Genomic DNA, 23,671 nt, shown 5'->3' on the forward strand with positions numbered 1-23,671 from the left:
CAAGGAAAGGACACCCGTGAAACTCCACAAACCAGGCGTTCTGACGCTCACCGCAACCGCCGCAATCGGCGCACTTCTGATCACGTCGTGCAGTAGCCCGACTGGCACCGACTCATCGGGCAACGACAACGGCCTGGTCCTGGCCGACGGCTACGAATTGGGCGGCTACAACCCGGTCGCAGGTTTCGGCGCCGCCGGTGAAGCCAAGATGTACGACGGTCTCGTCCGGCTCACCGGAGGCACCGGCATGCCGGGATTCGAGCCGTCTCTGGCGGCGGAGATGCCCACCGCCAACACCGACGCAACAGTCTGGACGGTCAAACTCCGCGACGGGGTCACCTTCTCCGACGGATCGACCTTCGACGCCGCCGACGTGGTTGCCACGTACAAGGCGATCCTCGATCCCGCTTCCGCCTCCGAAGCGCGGTCGTCGTACGACATGATCAGCGACGTCGTGGCCGTCGACGACAGCACAGTCGAGTTCCGCCTCGCCTACTCGTATGCGCCGCTGCTGACGAAAATGCTGATCGGCATGGTTCCGTCGGAATCCCTCGCGACACCCGGGCTTGCCGCCGAGTCGCCGTTGAACACCGCGCCCGTCGGTACCGGTCCCTACACACTCGTCGACCTCTCACCGGATCGAGCGGTCTTCGAGGCGAACGAGAACTACTGGGACGGTGCACCGGAGATCAAGAAACTCACTCTCCTCTACGTTCCTGACGACAACACCCGAGCCCAGCGCATGGTGTCCGGCGAGATCGACGGCACCAATCTCCCTCCACTGCTTGCCAATACGTTTTCGGGCAAAGACAACATGTCCGTGACGGCCCACCAGTCAGCAGACTGGCGCGGCCTCTCACTCCCGACGAACAATCCCGTGGCAGGCGACAAAGCCGTGCGGATGGCACTCAATCGCGCCGCCAACCGCCAGTCGATGATCGACAACGTCCTGGGCGGACACGGCCGCGTTGCCGCCACTCCGATCCCCGAGGTGTACGGCGACTCGTACAACCCGAACGCAACCTTCGCCTACGACCCGACCGAGGCCGAGCGAATTCTGACCGAAGCGGGCTGGATCGAAGGCGCCGACGGAATCCGTTCGAAAAACGGTCAGCGGGCGCAGTTCACGATCATGTACAACTCCGTCGACACCGTTCGACGTGATCTTGCTCAGGCATTTGCCTCCGACGCCCTTGCGGTCGGCATCGAGGTGGATCTCGAGGCGCTCTCCTGGGACCGCATAGACCCTCGAATCAACCAGGATTCGACACTTCTCGGTGGCGGAGACGAACCTTTCGACCCCGACACGCAGGCGTACGACGCGCTGAACTCGAAGTACATCGCACCCGGGGTCGGCAGCATCTACGACAACGCCAGCGACTACTCCAATCCAGCAGTCGACGCAGGCTTGGAAGTAGGACGCCGCAGCCTCGACCAGGCAACGCGTGACGCCGCGTATCGCGACGTTCAGCAGGCGTACGTCGAGGATCCCGGATTTGTCATCCTCGTGTTCCTCGACCATACGTACGTTTCGAAGGATTCCGACTGGCAGATGTCCGGGCCGGTACTCGAACCACACTCACACGGTGTGACCTGGGGTCCGTGGTGGTCACTGCAGACGTGGGCCAGAGGGCAATGACAGCGGTCGACGTTCGGGCAGACACGCGGCCGACGCAGGGCCACCGTGACAACTCCCGCCGAAAGGCCATCCTCACGATGGTCGGTCGGCGGGTGTTGTTCATCGTGCCGGTGATCGTCGTGGTGTCCGCGGGACTCTTTGCTGCCGCTGCGATTTCACCGTTCGATCCGTTGGTCGGCTATCTAGGCACGCGATACATGACGACCAGCGACGCGGACAAAGCGCTGATCGCCGACCAGATGGGTTTCGACAACCCCTGGTACAGCACGTATTGGAATTGGCTCCAAGGAGTATTCACCGGCGATCTCGGGATTTCCAGGTCGTTCAATCAACCTGTTTCCCAAGTCATCTCCGAACGTCTGCCATGGACCCTGCTGCTGGTGGGCATCTCACTTCTCATTGCGATTCTCGCCTCGCTTGCCCTGGGTGTTCTCGCCGGAATCCGCAGTGGAGGAATCCTGGACAAGACCGTGTCAGGGCTGAGCGTCGTAATTCAAGGCCTTCCGCCGTTCGTCTTGTCTCTGGGGGCAATCGCCCTCTTCGCGTTGACCCTCGGCTGGCTCCCCGTCGCCGGACTGACCGACGGGGGTGCCGATCCCACACCGGGACAGGTGATCCGGCACTTGGTGCTGCCGGTGACGGTCCTCGCCATCTCGCAGATGCCGTGGCTCCTACTCGCGGTCCGAGAATCCGTCGTGGGTTCGAAAAGCGAGGGGTCTGTCGCGGGCGCGGTAGCGCGCGGAATCCCGACGCCGACCATCACGAAACGCCACATACTGCCCACATCGCTGGCACCGTTCGTCAACATCGTCGGCGTGCGGTTGCCCGAACTGATAGTCGGAGCAGTTCTGGTGGAAGAAGTCTTCAGTTGGCCAGGGATTGCCGGGGCCATCGTGTCGTCTGCGCGTGACCTCGACATGGCCCTTCTCGCGTTCCTCACCGTCGGTACGACATTGACGGTCATGCTCGGCTCATTACTTGCCGACGTCCTGGTTGCAGTACTCGACCCGAGAGTGAGTACCGATGGCTGAGCGACGCTTCAAGATCGCCCTCGGCGTGCTGATCTTCGTTGCGCTGTACGCGGCGCTGGTCCCATGGTTAGCCGACGTCGACGACCGAGTCACAGACTTCTCGTCGGCTCGCCTGGCCCCGTCCTTCGATCACCCGTTCGGAACGGACTCGGCAGGACGAGACCTTTTCGTGCGCATAGCTGCAGGGATTCGAACCTCACTTCTCATCGCGCTCGCATGCGCGCTGCTCGCCACGGTGATCGGCGTCGCCGTCGGTACCACGGCCGGACTGGTCGGAGGCTGGGTCGACAGGTTCGTCATGCGCGGCACCGACGCTGTCAACGCTCTCCCCCACCTACTGCTCGGCATCGTCATCGTCGCGATGTTCCGTGGAAGCATTGCCGCCATCGTGCTTTCGATCGCACTGACCCACTGGACCCAAGTGGCCAGGATCATCCGCTCCGAGATCTTGAGTCTGCGCGAGCGTCCCTACATCGACGCCGCCATTCTCGCGGGAGCAAGTCGACGTCACGTGATCATGCGCCACCTCGTGCCGGCGACGGCGCCGCAGGCCCTGATCGCAGTCGTTCTCCTGCTGCCCCACGCCGTCTGGCACGAATCGACGTTGTCGTTCCTGGGTTTCGGCCTACCCCCGCACAAGCCCAGTCTCGGAACGCTTCTCGAAGAGGCACGCAGTTCTCTGCTCCTCGGCGGTTGGTGGACGCTGGTATTCCCCGCCGCAGTCCTCGTGATCGCCACCGTCGCAGTTGCAGTCGCCGGTTCGGCCCTGCGGTCGATGCTCACGCCCCCTCGACCTTCGGAGCTACGACTGTGAACCCCGGCCTACGCATCGAATCCCTCACCGTCAGGATCCCGCTGCCCGGCGGATCCGTAGTCCACGCTGCGAGCGACATCGACCTCGACGTTCCAGCCGGCACGGTGACCGCGCTGGTCGGCGAATCCGGGTGCGGCAAGTCGATCATCGCCACCGCAGTCATGAACATGTTGCCGCCGAACGCTTCTCGAACCGGAACGGTCACCGTCGGTACCCCGGACGTCGAGATCGACGTCTTCTCCGGCACCCCCTTCCGCGGACGGTACGTGGCTCTCGTTCCACAATCCGCCGCAACACATCTCACCCCCGTCCGGACTGCGAGATCGCAGCTACAGGAGACGATCGACGCACTCGGCGGCGATCACACTTGCGACGCCTTGGCACTTCGCGTCGGACTCGACCCCTCGGCCCTGAACTGCTACCCGCACGAACTGTCGGGCGGCATGGCACAACGCGTTGCCATTGCCGGTGCGCTGGCCGGGAATCCGTCGGTGATCGTGGCAGACGAACCCACCGCCAACCTCGACCGGGAACTCACCGACCACGTCATGCGACTACTTCGAGAATGCGCGGACGCCGGGGCGGCGGTCCTGCTCATCACCCATGACCTTGCATCACTTACCCGCAGCGGAGTCGCGGATCGACTTGCCGTCATGTACGCATCACGCATCATGGAAACCGGACCGGCTGCCCTGGTGTTTCAGGATCCACTCCACGACTACACCCGAGACCTTCTCGGCGCCTTACCTTCCCGCGGCTTGCATCCGATACCGGGCTCGCCGCCGCAACTCACCGACCTCCCCGACGACTGCGTCTATCACCTACGACGCCCGGAGTCGAAACAGTCCGGCGGCCCGACCGAGTTGGTAACCCTCGGCGAACGCACATACCGAACATTGCGGAGGGTGGGCTGATATGAGTCTGCAAGCTCTGGGAATCACCAGCGGTTACCATCGCAACCGGCCAGTTCTCGAGAACGTCTCGCTCGAGATTCCGCCTGGGAAACTGATCGGCCTGACCGGTCCTTCGGGCACCGGAAAATCAACACTTGCAAGGATTCTCGCCTCACTGGACGCACCGTGGTCAGGCGAAGTGAGGATCGACGGATCGCCCGTTGTGGGTACCAAATTCTCGGTACCCGCAGCACTGCGCGGCACGGCGTCCATGCTGTTTCAGTCACCTCGCGCATCAACCGACCCTCGGCAGACGCTCGCCTCGATCATCGGCCAACCCGGTGATATTGCCGGTAGGACAATCGATGTGGCCGCACTGGCAGCAGAAGTGGGCCTCACTCCCGATCTCTTGTCGCGCAGACCGCACCAGGTCAGCGACGGCCAACTGCAGCGAGCTTGCCTGGCGAGATCGCTGGCGCAACAACCGAAATACCTCATCTGCGACGAGGCGACGGCGATGCTCGACGCTGCCACGACGGCCGCGCTCGTTCGGCTGGTCGAGAGTCGCGCCACCGAAACCGGCGTCGGCGTACTACTTATCAGCCATGATCGCGAATTACTCGACGCCTGCTGCGACCTGGTCCACGACCTCGACAGTATCAGCGCTTAGCCTCCCCGAAATCCATCCTTGACTCGAACGCATGTTCGAGTATGCTTTGGGTAGGGGATCGGGGGATTCAATGAGTGTTCTGTCATCGGATGTGGTGTCTGGTTCTGCGGTGGGGTTGCGCAAACGCCTGTGGCAGTTGTCTGCTGCGGAATTGCGTGATGGTGCTATCGAGGCGAGTGCGGAGATACTGCGCCTGGAAGCCGTTCGAGTGGCGGTGGTCGACGAGCTCTCGTTGCGCCCGGATGATCAGGTGATCGCCAGCCGCGGAGTGGGTTCCTGGTTGGCAGCGAACACGATGTTGCAGGTTCGGGACGGGAAAAAGATCGCCGCCCTCGGTGCTGCGCTGCGGCCGTTTCCGGCGGTGGCAGCCCGGTTCGATTGCGGGGATTGTTCGTTCGATCATGCTGTTTTGATCGTGGCGTTTTGCGAGTCGCCTCCGAAGGGGATGCCGGACGAAGCATTGCCTCGCTGCATCGACTTGTTGTTGGCTGCCGCGTCGGGCGTGGAAGCCACGACCACGAAGGTGCGGAACGTCATCGCGACCTTGGAGCGAATCTTCGAATCCGATGAAATTCCGCCCGCCGAAGACGTCGACCGCAACGAACTCCGGATCGCCTCGACGTTGAACGGTCGGGTGGTGGTGCGTGAGGATTTCGATGCCCTCACCGGCGAAATGCTGCTGTCGGCGTTGTCGAACCTGACGATGCCCACCCCGGCACCCGATGGAACCCCCGATGCTCGGTCGGCGGCGAAGCGGACCGCGGACGGGTTCACCGAACTGATCCGCCGCTATTTGGACTGCGCCAAGACCGGTATGGATGGTGGGCAGCGGCCGCACGTGAACGTACACATCAACGCCCGGGATCTCGCCGAGCACCGGGACTGCGCAGCATCTGCCGCTGCCGCTGACGTCGACGAAGGCTCGCTCGATCTGAATCTGTCGGATCTCGATGTCGGGCACATGCCCTGGCTCGGACCACTCTCGATCTCGCAGACCAGACTTCTCGGGTGCGACTGCTTCCTGTCCACTGTCCTACTCGATGATCACGGAGCGCCGCTCGATGCGAAACCAGGGAAACGGTTGGTCACCGCCGAACAGAGAGTGGCATTGATCGCGAGAGACAAAGGCTGCGCGTTCCCCGGCTGCACATGCGTCCCCGCGTGGACGGATGCCCACCACATCCGGCACTGGGCCAACGGCGGCCCGACCGTGATGAACAACCTGGTCCTGCTGTGCCGTTCACATCACCGCCTGATGCACCGCAAATCCGGGTACGTCGGCAAGTGGGAGATCCGGATCGGGGTCGACAACAAACCGTGGTTCATCCCGCCGCCGTCGATCGACCCGCAGCGGCACCCGTGGCCGGCGAACACCACCTTCAAAACCTGAGGACAAACCTCGGGCATACAACTTCACGCCAGGTCCGCATCGGAGGGAGCACCTCCGATGCGGACCTGGCGTGCGTTCATGTTGGTCAGCCTGCAACCGTCAAGTCGTAGAGGGTCACTCCGTCCACCGTTGTGGCGGTGAAGTTTTCGGTCACCCACGTCGAGATGGCTGTAGCGGTGCCTTCGGCGTTCATACTGCCACCCATCCCCCCGCCCGCAATGAAGTAGTGAATCTTGCCCTCTGCCACGTACTGCTGGAACTGCGCGAGCGTCGGGGACGGATCGCTCCCGTTGAAGCCTCCGATAGCCATGACCGGTGACTGCGTCGCAAGCTGATAGCCCGAGGCGCTGTTGGATCCTATTGCCGCGGCGACCCACGTGAACTGGTCGGAGTTCTCTTCGAGTGTGGACACGACCGCAGCTCCCGGTGTGCTGCCCTGAAGCAAACCACCTCCCGCTCCGCCGCCCATTGCGCCGCGTGTTGCGTCAGTGGTCGATGTGGTGCCGCCCGGAACTGTTGCACCCCCTGGTATCTGACCCATTCCCGCAGGCGGCACCCCCAGTGTCCCTGTCCCTGCCCCGGTACCGTCCGTCCGGCGGTTACCGCCGTCAGCCATGCCACTGAATCCGCCGAATCCTCCACGACCACCGCCGGGCCCGCCCATTCCACCTTCGACGCTCGGTCCGGCAGAAACTATGGAACCGGTGTGCGGAGTGTTGATCGTGTCGATCGCGTACGCAGTCGGACCCGCCAGACCGGTGAAGATCGCCGCGAGAATCACTGCCGCAGCCAATCGACCTCGCGTCACTGCCGGGATCAGCACTGCCACAGCAGCGACGATGCCGACGACCAGAATCGCCCAGCGAAGCCACGGTACGAACGAAGGCGAGCGTCCGAGCAGTACCCACGCCATCGCAATGGTTGCGGCCAACGACACTGCCAGAACGAGGCGAACCCAGAGAACGTCACGATGACGCCAAGCGAATACGGATCCTGAACCGATCAGTGCGGCGATCGCCGGCGCCAACGCAACCGTGTAGTACGCGTGGAAGATTCCCGCCATGAAACTGAAGGTCAGTCCGGTCACCAACAGCCACAGTCCCCAGACGATGAATGAAGCGCGCTGTGTGTCGACGCGCGGCGCCTTGCCCCGCAGCACGATTCCAGCCGCCAGAAGAATCAGTGCGGCAGGAATCAGCCAGGCAATCTGGCCGCCCTGGGCAGATTCGAACAATCGGGTGATGCCGGTACTCCCCCACATTCCACCGCCTGCCCCGCCCCCTGGTGCCATACCTCCCGCTGCCATACCACCTGCGGCCTCGCCCATTCCGGGGAAACCACCGACAGCACCGGTCGCAGCGTCACCAGCACCGCGCATTCCGCCGCCGCCGACGCTTCCGGTCTCGTTGCCGCTCAGGCGTCCGAGTCCGTTGTAGCCGAGCGTCAGTTCGAGAATCGAGTTGTTCTGCGAACCACCGATCCACGGACGTGAGTCGGCCGGCCACAGTTCGACGATTGCCAACCACCATCCGGCGGAGACGATCAGCCCGCCCAGTGCAGCGAACAGTTGAAGTACCCGCTTACCCAGTTTCGGCGGACCGGCGATCAGGTAGGTGAGCGCCAGTGGCGGTACCACCAACATGACCTGTAATTGCTTTGTCAGGAAACCGAATCCACAGAAGACACCGACCAACACGAGCCAGCGGGTGCGACCATCCTGAACCGCGCGCATCATCGCCCACACCGCCGCGATCATCAGGAGCACCAGCAGGGCATCCGGGTTGTTGAACCGGAACATCAGCGCCGCGACGGGAGTGAGAGCAAGAACCAAACCGGCGAGGAGGCCGGCGGCCGCACCGAAGTACCGTCGCACCGTTCCCCACAACAGCGCTACCGACCCGACACCGAGCAACGCCTGCGGCACCAACATCGCCCAGGAATTGAGTCCGAAGATGCGAACCGACAGCGACATCAACCACAGGGACATCGGCGGTTTGTCGACGGTGATCGAGTTGGCGGCGTCCGAGGATCCGAAGAAGAAGGCCTTCCAGGACACCGAACCTGCCTGTACCGCAGCGGCATAGAACGAGTTGGCCCAACCGGATGCGCCGAGACCCCAGATGTAGGCGACTCCGGTGCCCACCAACAGCACTCCGAGCGCCCACGGTTCCCAGCGCGCCTGACGTGGCGGTTCCGGTGCCGGGACCGGTGCGGCCAATCTCTCTGCAGTGGCGGTCATCGATTAGCTCCTACGGGTTGTGCGGTGCGAAACACCCAGCGCAGTGCGATGAATCGACTCACTGTGGCAACAAGATTGGCAATGACGAGTACTGCAAGTTCGACGTGCTTGGACGCGTCAGGCGCCACAACGTCGAGGACGAACAACGATCCGCTGGTGAGCAGTAGACCGAACCCGAACACGAGCAAGCCCTGCATCTGGTGACGGGCGGATCCCTCCGACCCGCGAATCCCGAAGGTGAAGGCTCGATTGGCGGCGGTATTGAACACTGCCGTCACCAGCAATGCGACGGCGTTGGCCCACTGCGCACCCATCACCGAGTGCAGTGCGAGGTAAAGCAGCGCATACGCGAGCGTCGAAATGACTCCCACCACGGCAAAGCGTGAGAGCTGCCCGACCATTCCTCGAGGAACTCCGGGAACCAGTGGTTCACGTCCGAAACTCGCCCTGAGCTCGGCCAGTGGGAGCGAGCCGGTCGACAGTGCTCGTCCGACGCGGACGACACCTTTGAGGTCGGCGACTGCCGTGGCGACGATGTCTACCCGACTGTCCGGGTCGTCCACCCAGTCGACGGGCACCTCGTGAATCCGCATGCCCGCTCGCTCGGCCAACACGAGCAGTTCGGTGTCGAAGAACCACCCGGTGTCCTCCACCAGCGGAAGTAGTTGCCGCGCAACATCGACGCGCATGGCTTTGAATCCGCACTGGGCGTCGGAGAAGCGAGCGTGCAGTGCGCTTCGGAGGATGAGGTTGTAGCTACGCGAGATGAACTCACGCTTGGGGCCGCGCACCACGCGCGACGACCGTGCCAGCCGGGAACCGATGGCGATGTCCGAGTGCCCGGAGAGCAGCGGAGCAATCAACGGCATCAGGGCGTTGAGGTCGGTGGAGAGGTCGACGTCCATGTATGCGACCACGTCCGCGTCGGAGTCGCTCCACACCTGCCGCAATGCTCGGCCGCGACCCTTCGCGTCCAGGTGGACGACCCGGACGTCGTCGAATTCTTCGGCGAGGGAACGTGCGAGCGCCAACGTGCCGTCGACACTGGCGTTGTCCGCGATGGTAATTCGTGCAGAAAATGGCACCTGTGTGCGTAAATGCCGGCGCAGGCGCCGCACGCACGTCTCGAGGCCTGCCTCTTCGTTGTATACCGGGACGACCACGTCCAGCACTACAGTCGTCGCGGAAAGCTCCCCTGCGTCCGTGCTGCCCGCGGTCTGCATGGCTTCTGTCGTCATGCGTCCTAGATTTGTCGGGCCGGCTCCGACGAACCTGCGTCCAGCCTGGGAGTTTCCTGGCAACCGGACGCGGGCTAATCTCGGGGTATGCCTTCAGTCTTCAGCGCCATCATCAACGGGGATCTACCAGGACGTTTCGTGTGGGAGGACGACGACGTTGTCGCGTTCTTGACCATCGCACCGGTCACGCAAGGTCACGTACTTGTCGTACCGCGCGCCGAGGTCGATCAGTGGCAGGACGTAGATCCTGACCTCTTTGCCAAGGTCACCGCGGTTGCACGCAACCTGGGTCAGGCCGTGAGGAAGGCGTTCGACGCACCTCGGGCCGGTCTCCTCATCGCAGGTCTGGAAGTTCCGCATCTTCACGTTCACGTCTTCCCCGCGTACGACATGGGCAACTTCGACATCAGCGGCGCCGACACTTCGCCGTCACCCGAATCTCTCGACGAGGCACAGACCAAACTCAAGTCGGCACTGCGCGACCTCGGCTTCGAGGCAACCGTCTCGACTCGTTGATCGCGCACCTTCGACCGAATTTCGCTGGCCGATAACTGGACTCCCCGCCGCAGCCTCCCCCGGAGGCTGCGGCGGTCGCATTTGTCGCTCCTACCGACCGTGACCTGCGATTGCACACCGAACAGTCCGTTTCGCGCTGTCGCGCGAGCACGAGTTTCGCTGCTACCGTGGGGCGCCGGTCCGGGACCTAGGGCCCTAAAACTAGTTCACGTGTTAACAGTCGGAGGACAAGGGAGCAATGCAGGAACGTGCCAAGATCAGTCGCCGACAGATTCTTCAAGGCGCTGCTGATCGGTTCGAAGTCACGGGGTACGGCAGCACGAGCATGAACGACATCGTGTCCGCGGCACGGATGACCAAGGGTGCGGTCTATTTTCACTTCTCGTCCAAAGACGAATTGGCCCAAGCCGTCATGGAAGAGCAACACCAGATCTCGATCTCGGCTTTCTCCGCGGTAGCCGCCACGGGCGCACCGGCACTCGAACAGCTCGTCATGGTGTGCCACGAGATGGGCCGCCAACTCGTCGCGGACTCGATTGTTCGTGCGGGAGTCCGGCTTAACCTCGAATTGGCCTCTGTCGACGGTTCGCAAGGCCCGTACCTCGCGTGGATCCGCGACCTTCGAAAACTGGCCGAGACCGCGAAGCTCGAAGGCGATATCCGCGAAGACGTGGAGCCGGAATCGGTGGGTCGCGTGGTGATCTCGGCGTTCACCGGCGTTCAGCTGGTATCGAACGTACTCACCCGACGAAGCGATTTGAACGATCGTATCGACGAGTTGTTCTCGTTGCTCTTGGCCGGTGTGGTCTCGGACAAGCGCCGCACCGAGGTCGCCGACCTGGTCGGATGCCGCCTCGAAACCTATGTGTCCTGACCCCGGAACACCCTGACAATCGATTGATTCGGCGTATCGGCACCGAACCGCGCGCCAACCTTCGTCGATTCGTACAAGACCCCCCGTCGTCGACTCACTATCGTCAGATCCACGAATAACCCAGATAGACGGATACCGACGAAAGGGCTTCTCGAATGACCGAAACCGCCACGTACGTTGAGAGCGCACAGCAGGAGATCGCTGCTGTACTGGCCGAAGCGAAGACCGATGCGTTCGTCCACGCACGCGACATCGATTCGGGCGAAGAGTTCGGCTACGGCGCTGACGAGGGTGTCATCCTCGCCTCCGTTTTCAAGATTCCCGTCGTGCTGCAGTACGCCCGCGAAGTTGCGGCCGGCACCCTTGATCCGACCGAGCACGCCACCGTGACCGCCGAGTTCCGCTCCGGCGGCATCGGTATCGGCGGTTGCGCCGACGACGTCACGGCCAGTTGGCGAGATCTCGCTCTGCTCATGATGAGCTTCAGCGACAACGCCGCCACCGATTTCCTGTACGAGCGTCTTGGACTCGACAACATCGTCGCGACGCTGCGTGGGCTCGGTTTGGAGAAGACCAACTTGGTTCGTGACTGCCGCGGTCTGTTCAAATCGGTCTACGACGACCTCGGCGTCGACAAGGGCACCTTGCTGGAGATGCCCCCGATCGAAATTCTCCGGACGATTTCCGTCATGGATCCGGCTCGCTCCAACTCCAGCACTCCTCGTGAGATCACAATGTTGCTGGCTGCAATCTGGAAGGACGAAGCGGGGCCCGCTTCAGCCTGTGAGGAAGTCCGAACGATCATGAGCAAGCAGGTCTGGCCGCACCGCCTTTCGTCCGGGTTCCCCGACGAGGTCACCGTCGCCGCCAAGACCGGAACGCTGGGATTGGTACGAAACGAAGCCGGTGTCGTGGCGTACCCCGACGGCAAGCGTTACGCCGTCGGCGTCTTCACCAAGTCCCACGAACTCACGCATCGCGCCCCGAAGATCGACGCCTCGATCGGAACCGTCGGCCGCATCGCCGTCGAAGCACTCCGCAACAGCTGAGCAGTACCCGCTGACAGCTGAGCAGTACCCGCTGACAGCTGAGCAGTACCCGCTGACAAAAGTGCGGGTCGCGCTGAGAAATCAGCACGACCCGCACTTTTCGGCTTTCGAGCTAGCGCGGACCGCGCAGACGAAGGTGCACCATCAAGCGGAACCGGACGTTGGGATCGTCGAGATCCAACGCGGCCATACCCTTGAGCTTACTTAGACGATACCGAAAGGTATTGGGGTGCACGTGCAATGACGCTGCAGCGTCACCGACATCGCCGAAGGCATTGAGCCACGCATCGAGAGTGTCGACGAACGAGGTCGCATGAGCAGCATCGTGGCTGGCGATCGCCTCGATGGGCCCCAGGTCCGAAAACCCTTCGGCTGCGGCTTCCGACGCAATCTCGAGCAGAATGGCGTCGACGTGGACACTGCTGAAAGTGGCGACGCTGCCCGACGCTCGTCCCGCCAACAACACTTCGAGGGCATGTTCGGCATCACGCTTCGATCGGCTCAACTGTGCCGGCCTGGTCACGACCCGACCGATTCCGATGATCGTGTCGCCGGACGCTCCGGTACGGTCCAGAAAATCCGAAGCCACACGGAACGCCTGCAGTTCGGCTTCGGCCGGGGAATGCCCGCGAACGGACAGCACTGCGTAGCCGGTCCCGTTGACCAAGGCAGCCGCCGACTGTGAGTGGACGGCGCCGAGGTGCATGGCCAGAGCGTCGGTCAGTCGCACCACGTGGGCGGCGTCATCGGGTTTCGACGAACCTTCGAAAGACCTTCGGCCCAAAGCCATTACGAGCGCCGGGCCGGTTCCGAGACCGAGGCGGTTCATCGCGTCGACCGCACCGGCCCCACCGTCGAGAAGGGTTGCGATCAGGTCTGCGCGCAGTCGACGTTCGGCATCCGCGCCGCCGCGCAAACGCAACATCTGCAGCGCGATCAACCCTGCCGAATCGCGCAAGGCTCGCATCCGGTCCTCGGACATCGGCTCACCGGTTGCCACCCACATGGAGCCGAGGAACTCGTCGCCGGCCCGGATGGACACGGCGATACGACCCATTTTCGTACCGAGGGTCTCGGCCGAGACCCACACCGGATCGTCGCTGCGATAGAGCCGGTCGAAAACCCCTGCTTCTTCGAGCACCCGAATGTACTGGTCAGGAACTTGCCGCTCCAAGACGGTCGCGATACGTGGACCGTCTCCTTCTTCCTGGCGGCCCGAGAAGGCGATGACCCGCGAGCTTCGGTCCTCGATCGTGATCGGCGCGTCCAGCAGCGCACTGACAGCGTTGGCGAAGGCGAACAGATCGCCCGCCGGACCACCCCCGCGTGAATGGATGTGCCCGACTTCGTTCCGTGCCGAGAGCACCGAATGAAGCAGACTGGTCAGCTGAACCCACGAGACTCCGCGGGCCAACGTCAACACGACGACGCCCGAGGACATGATGGATTCGCGGTCTGCGTCGCTGACCTCGGTGGTCACTCGCGCGACCACCACTCGCACTCCGCGCTCGGCCAGTCCTGCGACGGACTCCGCGATACGTTTGCCGCCGGTGATGCCGACCAGCAGCACCATGGAGTCGGGCGTCGAGGGTGAGTCGTCGTCGGGGTCGTGAATGACCACCGAAGCGATCTCCTCGACCGCCTCCGGGTCACCGACAACCGGATTCAGCACCGTAGTTCCCACGTCTTCGAGAAGCCGCACCAAACTGATGCGAGGTCGTACGGTGCCCACGTCTATCACTCCTTCGTCCTGTGAACGAAGTGTGTCATAGTGATTCGTCAAAACCGATCCATGCCGATCCATTCGACCGACGTGGTAATCGCTTCGAGCAGGTCAGGGATCGGTTCGACGCCGATACCCGGTCCTTCCGGGACCTTCACGTAACCGTTGTCGAGAACGAACGGCTCGGTGATGTCTTCGGCGAAGTACCGGTCGGAAGCCGACGTATCGCCTGGTAGGACAAATCCGGGGAGCGCGGCAAGAGCAACGTTGGCGGCTCGACCGATTCCGGTCTCGAGCATTCCGCCGCACCACACGGCAATTCCGTTGGCCTTGCAGACGTCGTGGATACGGCGCGATTCGAGATAGCCGCCGACACGTCCCGGTTTGATGTTCACCACGCTGCATGCACCGATGGCCAGTGCGTCGGCGGTAACCTTGGCGGAGGTGATCGACTCGTCGAGGCAGACCGGCGTCCGCATCATCTCGGCCAGCCTGGCATGGCCGCGGAGTTCCTCTTCGGGAAGCGGCTGCTCGATCAGCAGGAGGTCGAAGTCGTCGAGCCGCTGGAGATGGCGCGCGTCAGCCAGGGTGTACGCGGTGTTCGCGTCGACCTGGAGGAGTACGTTTTCGCCGAACCGCTCGCGGACCGCGCGGACCGGCTCGATGTCCCAGCCCGGTTCGATCTTCAGTTTGATCCGCAGGTATCCGGCATCGAGGAAGCCGCTCACCTCCTCGAGCAGTTCGTCGATCGAGTTCTTGATACCCACCGAGACACCGGCCGGTACGCGATCGACTACTGCGCCGAGGTACGAAGACATGCTCGTCCCGCAGGCGCGCAACTCGGCGTCGAGGAAAGCGGTTTCCAAGGCGGCTTTGGCCATCGGGTGTCCGGCGAACTGTTCCATCGCGGCGCTCAGTGCGTGCACGTCGGGATCGGTGAGTTCGCCCAGAGACGGGATCAGGAACTTGCGAAGTACTTCGGCGGCGCCGTCCGTGTATTCGGAGCAGTAGCGAGGCTCGGACATCGCTACGCACTCGCCCCAGCCCTCCGACTCGGAGGTGACGACCTTGATGAACAGCACGTCCTTGGTGGTCTCCGTGCCGAACGAGGTCCGGAACGGCGCCTTCAACGGCAGTGCTGCCCGGCGTAATTCAACTCCGTCGATCTTCACGAGGTAACCTCCGCTGTTGTCCTGCCTGCCTGTGTTCCCGGCGCACGGTCCAGGACATACTTTCCGGTCCTGGTGACAGCGAGAACCACTCCGTTCTCGGCGAGCACACCGCCGAGAGTCTCGCGGACTGCCAGACGCCAGTCGTTCGCTGCCGCCGGATCCGACTTACGTAGTGCGTACACGTCATTCGGTGTAGCCACCGTGACGAAACGATTCTTCGTCGACTTCAACACGGGCAGGCCGGCTTCGGAGATGGACAACAGTTCGCTGGCTCCCAACGACTCGGGAGTCGGGACCTCTCCCGAACCGGCGACGACGTCGGAAACCTTGCTGCTACCGATTTCCCAGTCGATCAGCAACCGGTCGCTGTCTGCGCCGCCGTTGAGACTGTCGTTCATCGGCGCGTAGAAACGCGGCAGATACTGGATCGGGAACGCACCGAGTTTCGAGACGTTGAAGTAGGCATTGCGCGCGACGAGCGGGTCGAAAGTCCACCGCACGTGGAGAATTCCCCGTTCCAGTGCCCACGCTCGCTGGAACAGTTTCAACGCGAGGCCGATGTGCCCGTTCTGCACGTTCGGGAGGATCCCCGTGATGTGTGAATGCAACGAACGATGTTGCGGTTCCTCGAAGAATGCGACCGAGCCGCCGATCAGATCTCCGCCGCGAAAAGCGCCGGCGACGTAGTTACCGGAGTGCGCGAGCGCTTTCATCATGTCCCGATGGACGGGAGGGTTACCGCTCTCCGGCTGCCATACCTTCTCGAACAGACCGAATACCTGTTCCAACTCGGCATGTCCGGTGACGGTTTCGATAGTCACACATGCAAGCAGTGCGGCCTGCTCGGCCTGGCTGATAGCTTGCCGCATCCGTGAAGGCGATACACCTCCGAATGGTTGAACGGTCTTGCGTTGGACATTGTTCGGCGTCGTCATCGTCACAGTCCTCCCTCCAGGATTCGAGTCACCAGACCGGCCAACAAGGTGGCGCGCGGGATCATCTGATCTATCTCTACGTGTTCTGTCGCTGCGTGGGCACCACCGCCGACGGCGCCGAGGCCGTCCAACGTGGGAGTTCCGACTGCGGCAGTGAAGTTTCCGTCCGAGGCGCCGCCCACAGCGCAGTCGCGAAGCATTCCCAGCCCGTTCTCGCTGCTGACCTGGTGAGCGAGAAAGTACAGCTTCTCCGACGACACTGACTCCAAGGGCCCACGGTTGGGTCCTCCGGACACCGAAATTCGACTTTCGGCCAGCACCGGCATCAGTGCGCGGATCGAACGATCGATGCGTTCCTGTTCCTTCGCCGACCACATACGAACGTCACACGACAGTTTCGCTTGCGCTGCAACGGTATTGGTGGTGGTACCGCCACTGATCACGGACGGCACCACCGACGTTCCTGCCGACGGGTCCGCGAGCTCCACCACGGCCTGAATCTGATGTGCGAGTTCCACGACAGCGTTCACGCCTCGCTCCGGTTCCAGTCCGGCGTGTGCTGCGCGTCCTTCGATGTCGACGCAGTACAGCGACATTCCCTTGCGCGCTGTCTTCACCGCGCCGTCGGCCGCGGCTTCGAGGACCAGCACCGCGTCGACCTGACGTGCTTGGTCCTCGATCAGTGCGCGCGAGGTCGGGGAGCCGATTTCCTCGTCGGAATTGAGGAGCACGACCACCCCGTCCAGCGACGGAAGAGACGCCAACGCATGGAAGAGCTGGACGATGCCGGCCTTCATGTCGAAGACTCCGGGTCCGGTGGCGATGTTGTCGGTGACCGACCACGGCAACTCCGCGAGCGTTCCGAGCGGCCAGACGGTGTCGAAATGGCCCAGAAGCATCACCTTCGGCTCCGCGCCGAACGACCAGCGCAAGTGCTGGCGACCGTCGATGCGGATACGTTCGGGAGCGCTTCCAAGATGACGTTCGCCGATTTCGGCCACCACGTCCGCACATGCATCGACTGCGCCGAGATCGGAACTGGGCGACTCGGCGGTTACCAACGCCGCCAGGTCCGCCACCATTGATTTCTTGTCCACTCCGACGCTCTCCTGTCACCGACTTGCAACTTCGCAGTCAAGCTTGGTCGAAGCGACCCTGTCGGATCTTGTCCAAGACTCCTGTCCTTCGGGCTCGGATTCGTCGTGTGTCACGAACAGCTGGGTGTAACAAGCAGGTGCGTCAGGTTCCGATCTCGGTTCGGGCGGCAAACAGTTCGGGGAAGAAGCTCAACTCCAGCGCACGTTGCAAGAACCCGGCACCGCCACTCGAACCGCCGGTCCCCTTCTTCATGCCGATCACTCGCAGCACGGTCCGAAGGTGCCGGAACCGCCACAGCTGAAAGCTCTCCTCGAGGTCGACCAACTCCTCGAACGCCTCGTACGCGGTCCAGTGCTGCTCGACGTTCTCGTAGATTGCCTTGACCAGCGGAATCAGTTCGTCGTTTCGCACGTAGGGCGCGCTGACATCTCGCTCGAGAGCCGACGCCGGAACGTCGTAACCTTGCCTGGACAAGTACCGCCAGAACTCGTCGTACAGTGTCGGCTCCCCGAGCAGGGTCTCCAACAATCGATGGGCGGACGGATCCGATTCGAACACCTTCAGCATGCCCGCGTTCTTGTTTCCGAGCACGAATTCCACGGCGCGGTACTGGTACGACTGGAATCCCGAGGAGTTGCCGAGAACGCCCCTGAACTCCGCATACTCCGCCGGTGTCAGTGTCGCCAGCACGGACCACTGTTCGGTGAGAGTGGCCTGGATGTGTTTGACGCGTGCGATCCGCTTGAATGCGACGCGGATGTCGTCGGCAACGATCGCCGCTCTGGCCGCCCGTATCTCGTGGAGAAACAGCTTGAGCCACAACTCGCTGGTCTGGTGCTGAATGATGAACAGAAGTTCGTCATGGTGTTCGGGCTCGCTCACCGGGTGTTGCGAATCCAGAAGGGTGTCGAGTCCGAGGTAGGCCCCGTAACTCATCTTCTCGGAAAAATCGGTGACGACGTCGTCTTCGATCTTTCGTGTGCCGTCAGTTGCCGACATCTTCGGTCTCCTTCTCAGAATTTCGCCGGGGTCTGCGGAACGATCATGGCCACCAATGCGGCAGCGCTCGTCGCTCCGACCAGGACTCCGAATGCAGCCATGTACGAGAACTGGTCCACCATCCATCCCATCACGAGCGGAGTGATGAAACCGGCGAACTGACCACACCCGTTGATCAAACCCATTCCGGAACCCAGGAATTCGGAGGGAAGTGCCCGCAACGGCATCGCGAAGATCGACATCGAGCACAGACCGCTGATGCCGAGAGCCAAGGTCTCGTAGAACGTGAACATCGCGACGGTGTCAGCAGTTGTCATCAGGAACAACAGGACGGCCGACGTGGCCATACACGGAACCAGAAGAATCCGAGCCCGGTCGTGGAAGTACTTGTCCACCAACCGCCCGCCCACAATCGTGGCCAGCGCCGTGACGATGAAGGGGATCGCGGCAAAGATTCCCGTATCGATCAGCGATAGTCCCTTGTCGTTGAGCAGATAACTCGGCACCCAGGTCATCAGCCCGTACGCGGACATGTTGGCCAGACAGAACAGAATCGCGAACTTCCACACCGACGCGGACTTGAACACCGCGGCGCGGGAGTGCTCGCTCGCGAGGGGTTGCAGCGCAGCCTCCGGATCTTCCGAGATTTCGGTGTCCAACGGCGCCGGCAGCACCAACCACACCACCGTGCCGATCACGGCGCCGACGATCGCCACCAGCCAGAACGCGTCACGCCACCCCACGGCCATGAGGACCGGCGCGATGATCAGCGGTGCGATGCCGGGGCCGAGGTTGTTGGCGCCGAGCATGAAACCCATCGCGGTCGCTCTGGTTTTCGGACGCGTCCGCTCAGCCAAAGCCTTGAACGACGCCGCCGGAAAGAGCCCCTGGCTGATGCCGAACATCGCACGCATGACCATCAGCGAGATGAGCCCCCACGCGAACCCTGTCAATGCTGTGAACACCGACCACAGGATCAAAGCAACGATCAACAGGGGCCTGGGTCCGAAGCGGTCGGCCAACATTCCGCCGGGAACCTGCCCGAGCATGTAGAAGATCGCGAAGACCGAGACCACGCCACCCAACTGCGTACTGCTGAGCGAGAATTCGTCGCCGATCATCGGAAGCGCAAGCCCGATCATGACGCGATCCACCATGTCGATCAACCAGATAGTACTTAGCAGCCCCACCGTAACGGTGGTCGTGCGACGAATCGACTTGTCGTCCATCATGTTTCGAACCGAACCGTCGACCCTCCGCGATGATTCTTCCACTGTGACGCGTTCCGCCTTCATCAAGCCTCCCGAATTGTCTTGTGCTGCATGGACTGGAACATTGAAAGACTGATGAAGTGTGACAGCGAACACGTCTACCGCATTGGTCCGTTTCACCAATACCCGAAGCAACGTTTGGTTGTTCGGAACATGTTCTGCCCCAGGAGATGACAAATGCCGCCGACGCACACGGCGTCGGCGGCATTTCGCGATAGAGTCGCTACTTCATTACGTGCGATTGGCGACTGCGATGATCGTCGAGACACCCGCGGCTGCGAGCCGAGCATTGACAGTGATCAGACCGAGAATGTCGTCGACGCTACCGAGCGTGTGCGAAATCGTGCGGTCCGAAATCCGTCGCGAGCCGGGAACAGCCTCGGCGAGTTCGGCTCCCGTCGTGGTGGGGTGAACGATCTCGAGGGTCCATTCGTCACGCAGCTCGACCGGCTTCAGTGTGTCGGCCTTGCGCACTGCACGCTCGGCGCCTGCTCGGATCTGCTCGCACGCCAGCGAAGGCGGCAGCGAATTGGTTGCCGACCATCCGTGCGCCTTCTTGACCTCGACGGTCTCGGTTGTCGGCGAGGCCGCATCCACCAGGCCACAGATGATGTCGTCACCCGTCACCAACCCGACGGGAACGCCCTGCGTGGCGGCATAGAGGGTGTTGACGTCGGTCTCGGAGACGGACTTACCGTCGAGGCGGACGTCGGCGAACAAACTCGAGAACGTGTGCGCCAGAACGCCGGGGCCGCCGGCAGGTGCGTGGTAGCCGACGAACAGTGCGACGTCGTGATCGGACGTCAGCCCCTCCGCCATGCACTGCATCTTCGGTGTTCCGAAGATCAGACGCGCCCGTGGATCCAGGTCTGCGTGAAGCAGGTTGTCCATCGTTCCGTGGCTGTCGTTGACCAGGACGCTCGTCGCACCGGCGTCGAACGCACCCGCGATCGCAGCGTTGGTCTCGGCGGTCATGAGCATCTGCGCACGGTGGTAGCCGCCACCGCCACGGATCGTCTGATCGAGCGTCGCGATACCCGCGATACCCTCCATGTCCACCGAAATATAGACGTGCATTCCTGTCCTCCATCGATCTCAATCGGCCGAATTGATAACTTCGCTTTCACCTTCACACTCGGCTGCATTCGTTTCTTGTCCGGTAGAACGGTGAGTCGGCCTCCATTTGGGACGTTCACACCAGATTCCGCTACCCGAGCCGTGAAACCATCGGGACATTCGCCGGGCCAGGCGGTTCGACCAACGACAGGAGTGCAGCGCTGATGCAGGTCCACGACATCGTGTTCACCGGCGGCCGCGTCGTCGATCCCGCATCGGGGACCGACGAGGTTCGGGGCATCGCGATCACCGGCGGCAAGGTCTCCGCTTGGGGTCACGACGCGATCGAAGCCCGGCAGACGATCGACGTGACCGGTCAGGTGATCTGCCCCGGATTCATCGACCTGCACAGCCACGGGCAGGAAATCGCCGAGCAGCGACTTCAAGCGTTGGACGGAGTCACGACGGCCCTCGAACTGGAGGCCGGCGTCATTCCCGTCGCGAAAGCATATGCGCGAGCCGGTGCCGAGGGACGCCCGATCAACTACGGCTACGCGACGTCGTGGGCGCACGCCCGAATGATCGAGCTCTCGGGAGCCGATCCCGACGGCGACATCAGGACTCTCCTGCATCATCTCGGTTCCCCGAGCTGGCAGGGCGAGCCCACCGCCTCCCAGCGTGCACACATTCTCGAACTCCTCGAAAACGATCTGGCCGCAGGCGCTCTCGGCATCGGCGTCGTCGTCGGGTACGCCCCGAAATCCGATCCGGTGGAGTACTTGCAGGTGGCGGATCTCGCGGCCCGAGCCGGTGTCCCCACCTACACCCATGCGCGCCCGCTCATCTCGGCCGATCCGTCGAGCCCGGTGGACGGCGCCGTCGAAATCGCCCGTGCAGCAGCCGAAACCGGCGCACACATGCACTACTGCCACGTCAACAGCACCTCGGGGATGCACGTCGACCACGCGCTGTCGGTGGTGGCGCAAGTCCAGGCAGCCGGATCACGCGTCACGACGGAGGCGTATCCGTACGGTTCCGGGTCGACGGCCGTCGGAGCTGCGTTTCTCGATCCGGACAAGCTGCACCTGATGAATCTGACACCACGGTCGCTGACATTCGTGCCCACCGGCGAACGTATCGCGGACCGCAAACAGCTCGAACACCTTCGGGCCACCGACCCTGGTGGGCTGGTACTGGTGGAGTTCCTCGACGAAAACGACACCGTACAGCGCGAATTCCTCGAACGGGCGATGACTTTCGACCGCGCCGCCATCGCGAGCGACGCGATGCCACTGACCTGGCCCGGCCGTTCACCCGCCGATGCTTTGCAGTGGCCATTGCCCGAAAAAGCACTCGGTCATCCCCGCGGCGCCGGCACCTACGCACGCGCGTTTCGTACGCTGTATCGCGAGCGTCAACTGCTGTCGTTGTCGGAGATCATCGCGCGCTGCTCGTTGATCCCCGCGCAGATCCTCGAGGAGTCGGTTCCCTCGATGGCGACGAAAGGTCGGATCAGCCCCGGTAGCGACGCCGACATCCTCGTTTTCGATCCCGAGCGGATCACCGACAACGCCACCTACATCGACGGCACCCGTCCCTCCAGCGGAATCAGCCGCGTGCTGGTCGGCGGGGTACCCGTCGTCGAAGGCGGTGTCGTGGTCGAGGACGCACTGCCCGGTCGCCCGGTACGCCGCCCGTAGCCGAATCACGTTCTGACCTGCATAGTTCTGACAGAAAGTCACCACACATGAACACATCGTCTGCAATCAACGGCACAATCGATGCCATGACGGATTTCGCGAACCCCCCGATCGGTTGGCAGCACAAGGCCTTCGGCACCGACCTCGAAGGTCGCGACGGTTCCGACCTCGAGCCGCTGGGGATCTCGGCGCTCGACGGCAACCTCCTGCTGCCGGTGATGACACTCAACCGTGCAGCGATCGCGCACAATGTCGACCTCATGGCGCAGTTCTGCTCCGATCACGATGTGGACCTGGCGCCCCACGCGAAGACCACGATGAGCCCCGAACTGGTTCGTCGGCAACTCGACGCCGGGGCATGGGCTATGACGGCGGCAACCGTTGCGCAGGCACGCATCCTGCGTGAGTTCGGTGTGGACACCATCGTCATCGCCAGCCAGGTTCTCGATCCCGCCGGCATTCGGTGGATCTGCGACGCCCAGGCCACCGATCCCGATTTCTTCGTCACCACCCTCGTCGACTCCGTCGAGAGCGTCCGGCTGATGGAACAGTTGATCGCGAAAGTCTCACCGGCCAGCCGTATCCGGGTTCTCGTCGAGTTGGGCTACGACAGCGGGCGCGCCGGCGCTCGCACGGTCGAGCAGGCACTCGATGTTGCACGCGCAGCGTCGCAGGCTCCTTCCTTGATTCTCACCGGAGTCGAGGGGTTCGAGGGCATGATGCCAGGAGCCTCGGTAGCCGCCCGCCGTATCTCCGTCGATTCGTATCTCAAATCCGCGCGGGTGTTCACGGAAATCTGTGTGGCCGAGAACCTGTTCGAGAACAACTCCGCGAAGGCTCCGCGGCCGCTGGTCACTTTCGGCGGCAGTGCATTTCACGATCTCGTGGTGCGCGAACTGGCCGGCCGGTGGGCGCTCGACAACGGCGTACGCGTCGTACTGCGCAGTGGTTGTTACATCACCCATGATCACGGTCTCTATGCCGAGACTTCGCCGTGGGCGGACGGTCCGCGAACTCTGCAGGGAGCCGCAGAAGTCTGGGGTGTCGTGCTGTCGATTCCGGAACCCGGCCGCGCGATCTTGGGTTTCGGGCGTCGCGACGTCGGTTCCGACGCAGGCTTTCCCATCGTCCTGTGGCGCCGACGCGACGGATCCAACCGCTCGGCGCGAGAACTGACCATCACCGCGCTCAACGACCAGCACGCGTACGTCGACGTTCCGGCTGACTTCGACGTGACCGTCGGCGATCTGCTCGGTTGCGGAATCTCGCATCCGTGCACCACTTTCGACAAGTGGTCACTGATTCCCGAGGTCGACTCGGAATACCGCGTCGTCGGCACGGTGCACACCTACTTCTGAGAAACA

20 protein-coding genes are annotated in these 23,671 nt (G+C 62.8%); 11 read left to right on the forward strand and 9 right to left on the reverse strand.

Annotated features, from left to right (window positions below; genetic code table 11):
* Positions 1-16: 16 nt before the first annotated feature.
* The 6 genes from I7X09_RS22080 to I7X09_RS22105 all read left to right on the forward strand — a co-directional run bounded on the left by I7X09_RS22080 (position 17) and on the right by I7X09_RS22105 (position 6,437).
* A complete protein-coding gene (locus I7X09_RS22080; protein WP_200313688.1) occupies positions 17-1,639 on the forward strand; it encodes an ABC transporter substrate-binding protein in 1,623 nt (540 codons plus the stop codon).
* Positions 1,636-2,670, forward strand: a complete 1,035-nt coding sequence (locus tag I7X09_RS22085) for an ABC transporter permease (protein ID WP_200318019.1) — start codon at positions 1,636-1,638, stop codon at positions 2,668-2,670. The genes I7X09_RS22080 and I7X09_RS22085 overlap by 4 nt, the downstream gene beginning before the upstream one ends.
* Entirely contained in the window at positions 2,663-3,484 is an 822-nt protein-coding gene (locus tag I7X09_RS22090) for an ABC transporter permease (RefSeq protein WP_200313690.1), read from the forward strand. Before I7X09_RS22085 ends, I7X09_RS22090 begins: the two co-directional genes overlap by 8 nt.
* Positions 3,481-4,398 carry an oligopeptide/dipeptide ABC transporter ATP-binding protein gene (locus I7X09_RS22095; protein ID WP_200313692.1) on the forward strand — a complete coding sequence of 306 codons (918 nt, stop codon included), beginning with the start codon at positions 3,481-3,483 and terminating at the stop codon, positions 4,396-4,398. The genes I7X09_RS22090 and I7X09_RS22095 overlap by 4 nt, the downstream gene beginning before the upstream one ends.
* A gap of 1 nt (position 4,399) precedes the next feature.
* The gene (locus I7X09_RS22100; RefSeq protein WP_200313694.1) at positions 4,400-5,047 is read left to right on the forward strand and encodes an ABC transporter ATP-binding protein; all 648 of its coding nucleotides are present in this window, start codon (positions 4,400-4,402) and stop codon (positions 5,045-5,047) included.
* A 70-nt stretch (positions 5,048-5,117) separates the two neighbouring features.
* The gene (locus I7X09_RS22105; protein WP_200313696.1) at positions 5,118-6,437 is read left to right on the forward strand and encodes an HNH endonuclease signature motif containing protein; all 1,320 of its coding nucleotides are present in this window, start codon (positions 5,118-5,120) and stop codon (positions 6,435-6,437) included.
* A gap of 85 nt (positions 6,438-6,522) precedes the next feature.
* Here the strand turns inward: I7X09_RS22105 and I7X09_RS22110 are convergent, their stop codons facing one another.
* Positions 6,523-8,676, reverse strand: coding sequence for an ArnT family glycosyltransferase (locus I7X09_RS22110; RefSeq protein WP_200313698.1), 2,154 nt, complete (start codon positions 8,674-8,676; stop codon positions 6,523-6,525).
* On the reverse strand, positions 8,673-9,914 hold the full coding sequence (locus tag I7X09_RS22115; protein WP_124568799.1) for a glycosyltransferase: 1,242 nt from the start codon (positions 9,912-9,914) through the stop codon (positions 8,673-8,675). The genes I7X09_RS22110 and I7X09_RS22115 overlap by 4 nt, the downstream gene beginning before the upstream one ends.
* 87 nt (positions 9,915-10,001) lie before the next feature.
* Here I7X09_RS22115 and I7X09_RS22120 point away from each other — a divergent pair, with 87 nt between their 5' ends.
* The 3 genes from I7X09_RS22120 to I7X09_RS22130 all read left to right on the forward strand — a co-directional run bounded on the left by I7X09_RS22120 (position 10,002) and on the right by I7X09_RS22130 (position 12,353).
* A complete protein-coding gene (locus tag I7X09_RS22120; RefSeq protein ID WP_095971444.1) occupies positions 10,002-10,430 on the forward strand; it encodes an HIT family protein in 429 nt (142 codons plus the stop codon).
* A gap of 238 nt (positions 10,431-10,668) precedes the next feature.
* Positions 10,669-11,304: a ScbR family autoregulator-binding transcription factor gene (locus tag I7X09_RS22125; RefSeq protein WP_200313700.1), complete on the forward strand. Its 636-nt coding sequence runs from the start codon at positions 10,669-10,671 to the stop codon at positions 11,302-11,304.
* Between the two features lie 155 nt (positions 11,305-11,459).
* Entirely contained in the window at positions 11,460-12,353 is an 894-nt protein-coding gene (locus I7X09_RS22130; protein WP_124568800.1) for a serine hydrolase, read from the forward strand.
* 112 nt (positions 12,354-12,465) lie between these two features.
* Here the strand turns inward: I7X09_RS22130 and I7X09_RS22135 are convergent, their stop codons facing one another.
* The 7 genes from I7X09_RS22135 to I7X09_RS22165 form a co-directional block, all read right to left on the reverse strand.
* A complete protein-coding gene (locus tag I7X09_RS22135) occupies positions 12,466-14,085 on the reverse strand; it encodes a PucR family transcriptional regulator (protein ID WP_200313702.1) in 1,620 nt (539 codons plus the stop codon).
* A gap of 47 nt (positions 14,086-14,132) precedes the next feature.
* Complete coding sequence (menC, locus tag I7X09_RS22140) at positions 14,133-15,248, reverse strand: o-succinylbenzoate synthase (protein ID WP_200313704.1); 1,116 nt, start codon at positions 15,246-15,248, stop codon at positions 14,133-14,135.
* Entirely contained in the window at positions 15,245-16,117 is an 873-nt protein-coding gene (locus tag I7X09_RS22145; protein ID WP_234036676.1) for a GNAT family N-acetyltransferase, read from the reverse strand. The genes menC and I7X09_RS22145 overlap by 4 nt, the downstream gene beginning before the upstream one ends.
* A 68-nt stretch (positions 16,118-16,185) precedes the next feature.
* A complete protein-coding gene (locus I7X09_RS22150; protein WP_200313708.1) occupies positions 16,186-17,280 on the reverse strand; it encodes a M20 family metallopeptidase in 1,095 nt (364 codons plus the stop codon).
* A gap of 142 nt (positions 17,281-17,422) precedes the next feature.
* Complete coding sequence (locus I7X09_RS22155) at positions 17,423-18,280, reverse strand: tryptophan 2,3-dioxygenase (protein ID WP_124568804.1); 858 nt, start codon at positions 18,278-18,280, stop codon at positions 17,423-17,425.
* Positions 18,281-18,294: 14 nt separating this feature from the next.
* Complete coding sequence (locus I7X09_RS22160) at positions 18,295-19,575, reverse strand: MFS transporter (RefSeq protein ID WP_200313710.1); 1,281 nt, start codon at positions 19,573-19,575, stop codon at positions 18,295-18,297.
* A 207-nt stretch (positions 19,576-19,782) separates the two neighbouring features.
* Positions 19,783-20,628 (reverse strand): M55 family metallopeptidase, encoded by an 846-nt coding sequence (locus I7X09_RS22165; protein ID WP_050655401.1) that lies wholly within the window; start codon positions 20,626-20,628, stop codon positions 19,783-19,785.
* 203 nt (positions 20,629-20,831) lie between these two features.
* On the opposite strand from I7X09_RS22165, the gene I7X09_RS22170 reads away from it, so the two are divergent.
* Both I7X09_RS22170 and I7X09_RS22175 read left to right on the forward strand, forming a co-directional pair.
* Entirely contained in the window at positions 20,832-22,307 is a 1,476-nt protein-coding gene (locus I7X09_RS22170; protein WP_200313712.1) for an amidohydrolase family protein, read from the forward strand.
* Between the two features lie 86 nt (positions 22,308-22,393).
* Entirely contained in the window at positions 22,394-23,665 is a 1,272-nt protein-coding gene (locus I7X09_RS22175; protein ID WP_234036677.1) for an alanine racemase, read from the forward strand.
* Positions 23,666-23,671: the final 6 nt, after the last annotated feature.

The organism is Rhodococcus sp. P-2 (assembly GCF_016598535.1).
Taxonomy (GTDB): domain Bacteria; phylum Actinomycetota; class Actinomycetes; order Mycobacteriales; family Mycobacteriaceae; genus Rhodococcus_F; species Rhodococcus_F baikonurensis.